Origin of the sequence: Globicatella sp. HMSC072A10, assembly GCF_001811625.1 — a bacterium.
GTDB lineage: Bacteria > Bacillota > Bacilli > Lactobacillales > Aerococcaceae > Globicatella > Globicatella sanguinis.
Genome location: NZ_KV805649.1, coordinates 1 through 6,154, shown reverse-complemented (window position 1 = coordinate 6,154; position 6,154 = coordinate 1). Strand labels below are relative to the sequence as shown.

The window sequence follows — 6,154 nt, the reverse complement described above, 5'->3', positions numbered from 1 at the left end:
ATTGATAGATACTCTGTTATAGGACGCTTACTATATAAATATTTACTTTGAAGGCACTTTTCAATAAAATTTGAGTGATAACAAGAAAACTTTGTGCAGATGACTTACCAGAAGAAGTAATTTCTTGTAAGGTTCTGTCTAGTCGATATGGAGGAGAAAAAGCATGAATTTAACAACAGAAAGAATGACCTTGAGAACTTTTAAATCACAAGATTTAAGAGATCTATTAGATTTTTATCAAGATGAAGAGGTTTGTAAATACTTGTTACATGAGCCATGGGATGATAGTACTTCTACTGAGTTATTAAATGAGAAAATAAATAATAATGAGCTTTCTGAAGCGAAGTTGTTGAACATAGCTTGCGTGTTAGAGGAGAAAGTTATCGGGGATATTTCTGTTTGGTACACCGATATGAAAGAAAAGGTAGAAATTGGCTATGTTTTTAATCCTAAGTATTCTGGACGTGGATATGCAAGTGAAGCGGTAACCAGAGTGATTGGCTATTTATTTTCAGAACATAATGTTCATCGTATCCAGGCGGTGCTAGATGCAAGAAATTTTGCCTCAGCGGTATTATGTCAAAGAGTAGGTATGCGACAAGAGCCACACTTTATCCAAGATTATTGGAGTAAAGGCGAATGGACGGATAGTTACGTCTATGCAATTTTGGCATCTGAGCATGTAATCTAATTACCATCCAAACCACACTTCCAACATACTATTATCAATTAATACGTTAACCACCATACATGTTGAGTGTGTGGTGTTGATGACAAGAAATTAAGAACATTGGATATTTTTACTTTATTTAGATCTTTGGAGGAAATAATGATTAAGAAAATAGGAGTTGTGAGCTTATCAAGTGGTGTTTTGGGGGAAAGTTTCGTTGAGCATGAAATAAAAATAGGAATAGACAGATTAAATAAGCTAGGAGTCGAAATAGAGTTTTTACCTAATTCTTTGAAAGGCATAGACTTTTTAATGAATAATCCAGAACTTAGGACAGATGATTTGCTGCTTGTTTTTGATGATGACACTATTGATATGATTTTATGTGCTATTGGTGGAGAAGATACCTATAGATTAGCTCCTTATTTATTTGAAAGGGATAGATTAAAAAATATTGTTAAACAAAAACTTTTTTTAGGCTTTTCTGACTCAACAATGAATCACTTTATGCTAAATAAGTTCGGCATAAAAACATTTTATGGTCAGGCTTTCTTGCCAGATGTATGTGAATTATCTGCTAATATGTTAGATTATACAGAAAAATACTTTTTGGAACTTATAAAAACAGGAAAAATAAATGAGATACATCCTAGTGAAGTGTGGTATGAAGAAAGGAAAGATTTTAGCAAGAAAGCTATAGGAGTAGAAATGAAAAGTCATCCTAATACCGGTTTTGAACTTTTAAGAGGAAATCCTATATTTTGTGGAAAAATTTTAGGCGGATGCATAGAAACAATATATGATATGTTCGATAATTCTAGATTTAACGATACAGTAGAAATTTGTAGCAAATATAATTTATTTCCAGCCCTTGAGGAATGGGAGAATAAGATTTTACTAATAGAATCAAGCGAAGAAAAACCAAAACCAGATTTATATAGGAAAATGATACTTGCTCTAAAAGACTACGGCTTATTTGATGTATTAGCAGGAGTATTAGTAGGAAAACCTCAAAATGAAATCTATTACGAGGAATATAAATCTATTTTATTAGAAGAAATCCCTAATAAAGATTTACCAATTGTCTATAACATAAATATTGGACACTCAACACCAAGATGTATAATTCCTTTTGGGGTAGAAGCAGAAGTAAATGTAAGTAAACAAATTATCTCCTTTAATTATTAAACAAAATTGAGCTTAGCTATGGGTTGTTTTTCTTTACTTTAGAGTGACGTAATAAATTACAAGATATTTACTGATTGTGCTATTCCCACATACGAAGCTTTTGAAAAATATCAAATTTTATCCATACTGACCACTCAAGCCATACAGAGTGTGTGGTTCTGTTGACTAAAATACAGAAGTAAAAGTGCGAAATTTATTAAATTTGAAGAAATCTATCGTGATGATATGTTTTGGCTTGCAATAGATGAAAAATGTAAAGCTATCATTAAAACGAAAAGAAAGATGAAGGTTTTGTAAATCCCGATTTATACGGAGTTGATTTTTACCTTATTGAGGAAAAATATATGTTGAATAAGCAAATAAATATTGAATTGCAGGATACACAATGGCAATTTGAATATGTTGATCATGACAGAAATATTGCCCGAGCAATAGTTTATGATGAAAACGGTTTGTTCTATTTTGTAAGAGTAGAACGAGATGATGATTTTGGAAAAGCAACATTGATTGAAACATCGGGTGGCGGAGTTGAGATAGGCGAGGACTTACAAACCGCCATTCAAAGAGAATTGAAAGAAGAACTTGGTATATCTGTAGAAATAATTTGCAAAATCGGAGTTGTAAGCGATTATTACAATCTGATTCACAGGCATAATATTAATAATTATTTCTTGTGCAAAGTAAAGTCATTCGGAGAAAAGAATTTGACTCTGGATGAAATAGAAAGTTTTCATTTATCTACATTAAAATTGACATATGACGAAGCTGTTCGAGAATATGAAAATAGGGCAAATACAAGGTTAGGAACACTTATTGCAAACAGAGAACTGCCTATTTTACAACGAGCAAAAGAAATAATTGATGATAGCCAAAAGTAAAGTGTATAGAGAACGGAACAACCCAAGCACGGATTGCCCAAGAATGACGAGCGAAGCGAGAAAATGATTGGATGTAATCGGCTGCTGAGGCAGTGGTATTGCTTGAGGCTGTTCGAACGAAGTGAGTTACAGCGTCAGGTCTGTAGCGATAGCGTAGGTGATTGAAAAGAAAAGCTGATAGTAATAGGGTTTGTATAAGTTTATGATGTTGAGAGAAGCTCCTGAGTAGGGGGCTTTTTTGTTAGTTGAGGAGATAAGTGGAAAGGAGAACTATTTTCGCTTCGAAGTGCAAAGTTTGCTTGACACAAAATGCAAAGTGGACTATACTACAAATGTGAAGTTCACTATGCAAATGATAGAATACGAAAGGAGGACAAATGAAGACGAAGATCCCTCAATTGAGAAAAGAGAAGAAGCTTTCTCAAGCTGAACTAGCAGATATTGTTGGCGTCACACGGCAGACCATTACCTCGATTGAGACAGGCAAGTATATTGCCTCCTTGCCGTTAGCCTATAAAGTTTCTAAATATTTCGGCTTAAGAATAGAGGATGTTTTTATATTTGATGAGGAGGATGAATCATGAACTTAGAGAAGTATCGGAGGGAAATTAAGAATCGGGTCAGCGTCTATCAAGCGCTTATTGCCGTCGCCCTCGTATTTGTCATCATTGGCAATGTGCTTTTGAAGGATAGGGGGCAAACGGTAGAGAGTGTTAGAGGGTTTGCAACAGGTCTTTCTATTGGGATAGAATTAGTCTGCGTCTTTCAATTAGAAAAATTGTGAAAGATGCTTAAAGATGAAGACGTTCTAAAAGAAGTTTATATCAGAGAATATGATGAAAGAGAAGCGTTAATTCAAATTAAATTTGGCCTCCATGTGATCCCAATTTTATCTTTCATCATCCTAATTTGTGCAATTTTGGTAGGTTTCTTCAACGAAACAATCTTCTATACTTTGGTTATTGTAGGAATAGGGCAGATACTAATAGCCCTTGCCCTCAAAATTTATTGGAAGAACCACCTTCAAAATAACTTTGAAATAAGAGATATGTAGACCTATGTAGCGGCAGTAACATGGGACTATGCCTCTCTTTTTGGTATAATACCCCTAGAAAGAAGTAATTGCGACCTAAACGGGAAAAATCGATTAAATTGATTAATGAAGGAGGTAGTTACGAATGATGGAACAGGATAACAACGGAGAAATTATTATCTATCAAAGTGAAGATGGAACTAGTAAATTAGATGTTAAGCTTGAAGATGAAACAGTTTGGTTGACACAAGCACAGCTCGTTGACTTATTTCAGTCTAGTAAAGCTAATGTTAGCGAGCATATAAAAAACATAATAAACGAAGGCGAACTAGATGAAGATTCAGTTGTTCGGAAATTCCGAATAACTGCTTCGGATGGAAAGAATTATCAAGTTAAACACTACAACTTGGATATGATCATTTCCCTTGGTTACCGCATTCAATCCAAGGTCGCCACTCACTTTCGTCGCTGGGCTACTGAGCGATTGAAGGAATATATCATTAAAGGCTTTACTATGGATGATGAGCGGCTTAAGGGGCAAGCTGGCGGTAATTATTGGAAAGAACTATTGGACAGAATTCGTGATATTCGCTCCTCAGAGAAGGTTATGTACCGTCAAGTCTTGGACCTCTATGCGACCAGCATCGACTATAATCCCAAGAGCCAGGAATCGATTGCCTTTTTCAAAATGGTTCAGAATAAATTGCATTTTGCAGCTCATGGACAAACGGCTGCTGAGGTGATTTATCAAAGAGCAGATGCAAGCCAACCCTTCATGGGATTGACTACTTTTTCAGGGTCTATGCCGACTTTAAAAGATATTCAAGTGGCTAAGAACTACTTAAAGGAAGATGAATTAAAAATTTTGAACAACTTAGTTTCTGGGTACTTTGATTTTGCTGAGGTTCAAGCTATACAACATAAGCCTATGCATATGAGTGATTACGTTGACCATTTGGATCGTGTCCTCAGTGTGACTGGCCGACCTGTCCTGCAATCCGCAGGCAAAATCAGTCACCAACAGGCCATGGATAAAGCGAAGAAAGAGTATCGTGAATATCAAAAGAATACTTTGTCGCCAGTGGAAGAGGACTACTTGCAGACAATTAAAGCGCTGGAGCAAGAGGTCAAGAATGAAGGTAAATAATAATTTTGCTAGTCATACTCCCTATCCATCATACCAAAACCAATCCATCCCTTATCCCCGACACATGTGGAGGCAGTTGCATTGCTTTCACGAACAGAGTGAAGTGAAACAATAGCAAATGCTTCCCCCACTCGGTGAAGCCCTAACTTTACTTACAAGAGACTAATTCTTAGTCTCTTGTAAGTATTAGTACACTAGTATTAGTTTTCCTTAGTCAATCGCTACGCTTTTGGAGGAAAACTGAATAGGTCTCATACCAGGCTTTCCCAAAGAAATGCGAGTGAATAGCTAGCATTACTTGGTGAAAGCTACGGCGGAAGCCCTAACCCTGCTTTCACGAATAAAGTGAAGTGAAACAATAGCAAATAGATTAATGGTATGAATGGGATATTAGATAAGATAAATTAGATTTTAAGGGAGATAAAGATGGAGCACGATTGTGGTTTTAGAAAAGGAAATAAGTGGTTCAGATATAGGGCTGCAGCAATTATAGTCGAAGATAATTGCGTCTTGTTTGCAGGAAATGACGTTGATGATTATTACTACTCTATAGGTGGAGGAGTTCATTTAGGAGAAACATCGGAAGAAGCTGTAAAAAGAGAAGTTTTTGAGGAAACAGGTGTTGAATATGAGGTAGACCGTCTTGCCGTGATACATGAGAATTTCTTTGTAGGAAGTTCTGATTTAATAGGCGTCGATTGCCATGAGATTGCCTTTTATTACATTATGAAACCAAAGGGTAATAAGAATCTTAATAGTCAAAGTGTTACCATGGGTGGCATAAAAGAGAATATGTACTGGATACCGATTGATGAACTTGAAAAATATAATGCTTATCCAACTTTTATGAAAGAATATCTTAAATCAGAACATACCGGTATTAAGCATATTATTACAGATGAAAGAGATTAATGTAGCTAAGCTTATTCATCTATTAAATTTTAACAAGGTATATAACTACTGAAAAAGGCTGTTCGAATATGTATGCAGGGAAAATCACTTGAAATATTTAGTGAACACTTGCATAACGTTGGGGATCTAGTATTGATGACAAGGAAAAATTAGAAGTTGTAGGAGTAATAAAGATGTGCTTAATATGTGAAAGAATAGAAATGATTAAAAATAATGAGAATCAATATTTCGTAAAAGAATTAGAAACCGGTTATGTTGTGTTGGGAGACAATCAACATTTTAAGGGATATACGATTTTTATTTGAAAAGAAAGACAAAAAAGGCGC

The 6,154-nt window shown here is 35.2% G+C and carries 9 protein-coding genes and 1 pseudogene; 9 read left to right on the top strand and 1 reads right to left on the bottom strand.

Annotation, left to right across the window (positions count from 1 at the left end; genetic code table 11):
• Positions 1 to 163 precede the first annotated feature (163 nt).
• The 7 genes from HMPREF2811_RS02685 (at position 164) to HMPREF2811_RS02660 (ending at position 4,916) form a co-directional block, all read left to right on the top strand.
• The gene (locus tag HMPREF2811_RS02685; RefSeq protein WP_071407986.1) at positions 164 to 691 is read left to right on the top strand and encodes a GNAT family N-acetyltransferase; all 528 of its coding nucleotides are present in this window, start codon (positions 164 to 166) and stop codon (positions 689 to 691) included.
• 138 nt (positions 692 to 829) lie between these two features.
• On the top strand, positions 830 to 1,858 hold the full coding sequence (locus HMPREF2811_RS02680; protein ID WP_071407985.1) for a S66 family peptidase: 1,029 nt from the start codon (positions 830 to 832) through the stop codon (positions 1,856 to 1,858).
• 344 nt (positions 1,859 to 2,202) lie between these two features.
• Positions 2,203 to 2,736 (top strand): NUDIX domain-containing protein, encoded by a 534-nt coding sequence (locus tag HMPREF2811_RS02675; protein ID WP_071407984.1) that lies wholly within the window; start codon positions 2,203 to 2,205, stop codon positions 2,734 to 2,736.
• A 377-nt stretch (positions 2,737 to 3,113) separates the two neighbouring features.
• Positions 3,114 to 3,320 (top strand): helix-turn-helix transcriptional regulator, encoded by a 207-nt coding sequence (locus HMPREF2811_RS02670; RefSeq protein ID WP_071407983.1) that lies wholly within the window; start codon positions 3,114 to 3,116, stop codon positions 3,318 to 3,320.
• Positions 3,317 to 3,520, top strand: coding sequence for a hypothetical protein (locus HMPREF2811_RS11000; RefSeq protein WP_084801874.1), 204 nt, complete (start codon positions 3,317 to 3,319; stop codon positions 3,518 to 3,520). The genes HMPREF2811_RS02670 and HMPREF2811_RS11000 overlap by 4 nt, the downstream gene beginning before the upstream one ends.
• A 3-nt stretch (positions 3,521 to 3,523) precedes the next feature.
• Positions 3,524 to 3,790 carry a hypothetical protein gene (locus HMPREF2811_RS10995; RefSeq protein WP_084801872.1) on the top strand — a complete coding sequence of 89 codons (267 nt, stop codon included), beginning with the start codon at positions 3,524 to 3,526 and terminating at the stop codon, positions 3,788 to 3,790.
• A gap of 124 nt (positions 3,791 to 3,914) precedes the next feature.
• Positions 3,915 to 4,916, top strand: coding sequence for a virulence RhuM family protein (locus tag HMPREF2811_RS02660; protein ID WP_071407982.1), 1,002 nt, complete (start codon positions 3,915 to 3,917; stop codon positions 4,914 to 4,916).
• 8 nt (positions 4,917 to 4,924) lie between these two features.
• Here HMPREF2811_RS02660 and HMPREF2811_RS11830 read toward each other — a convergent pair whose 3' ends face one another.
• Entirely contained in the window at positions 4,925 to 5,047 is a 123-nt protein-coding gene (locus tag HMPREF2811_RS11830) for a hypothetical protein (protein WP_256388697.1), read from the bottom strand.
• 295 nt (positions 5,048 to 5,342) lie between these two features.
• Here HMPREF2811_RS11830 and HMPREF2811_RS02655 point away from each other — a divergent pair, with 295 nt between their 5' ends.
• Both HMPREF2811_RS02655 and HMPREF2811_RS11510 read left to right on the top strand, forming a co-directional pair.
• Entirely contained in the window at positions 5,343 to 5,828 is a 486-nt protein-coding gene (locus tag HMPREF2811_RS02655) for an NUDIX hydrolase (protein WP_071407981.1), read from the top strand.
• A 173-nt stretch (positions 5,829 to 6,001) separates the two neighbouring features.
• A pseudogene (locus HMPREF2811_RS11510) lies at positions 6,002 to 6,130 on the top strand (HIT family protein); the annotation flags it as partial.
• Positions 6,131 to 6,154: the final 24 nt, after the last annotated feature.

What these genes read in the sequence shown, in the direction of transcription:
- HMPREF2811_RS02685 (WP_071407986.1), top strand. Translation starts at nt 164, where the DNA reads ATGAATTTAACAACAGAAAGAATGACCTTGAGAACTTTTAAATCACAA.
- HMPREF2811_RS02680 (WP_071407985.1), top strand. Translation starts at nt 830, where the DNA reads ATGATTAAGAAAATAGGAGTTGTGAGCTTATCAAGTGGTGTTTTGGGG.
- HMPREF2811_RS02675 (WP_071407984.1), top strand. Translation starts at nt 2,203, where the DNA reads ATGTTGAATAAGCAAATAAATATTGAATTGCAGGATACACAATGGCAA.
- HMPREF2811_RS02670 (WP_071407983.1), top strand. Translation starts at nt 3,114, where the DNA reads ATGAAGACGAAGATCCCTCAATTGAGAAAAGAGAAGAAGCTTTCTCAA.
- HMPREF2811_RS11000 (WP_084801874.1), top strand. Translation starts at nt 3,317, where the DNA reads ATGAACTTAGAGAAGTATCGGAGGGAAATTAAGAATCGGGTCAGCGTC.
- HMPREF2811_RS10995 (WP_084801872.1), top strand. Translation starts at nt 3,524, where the DNA reads ATGCTTAAAGATGAAGACGTTCTAAAAGAAGTTTATATCAGAGAATAT.
- HMPREF2811_RS02660 (WP_071407982.1), top strand. Translation starts at nt 3,915, where the DNA reads ATGATGGAACAGGATAACAACGGAGAAATTATTATCTATCAAAGTGAA.
- HMPREF2811_RS02655 (WP_071407981.1), top strand. Translation starts at nt 5,343, where the DNA reads ATGGAGCACGATTGTGGTTTTAGAAAAGGAAATAAGTGGTTCAGATAT.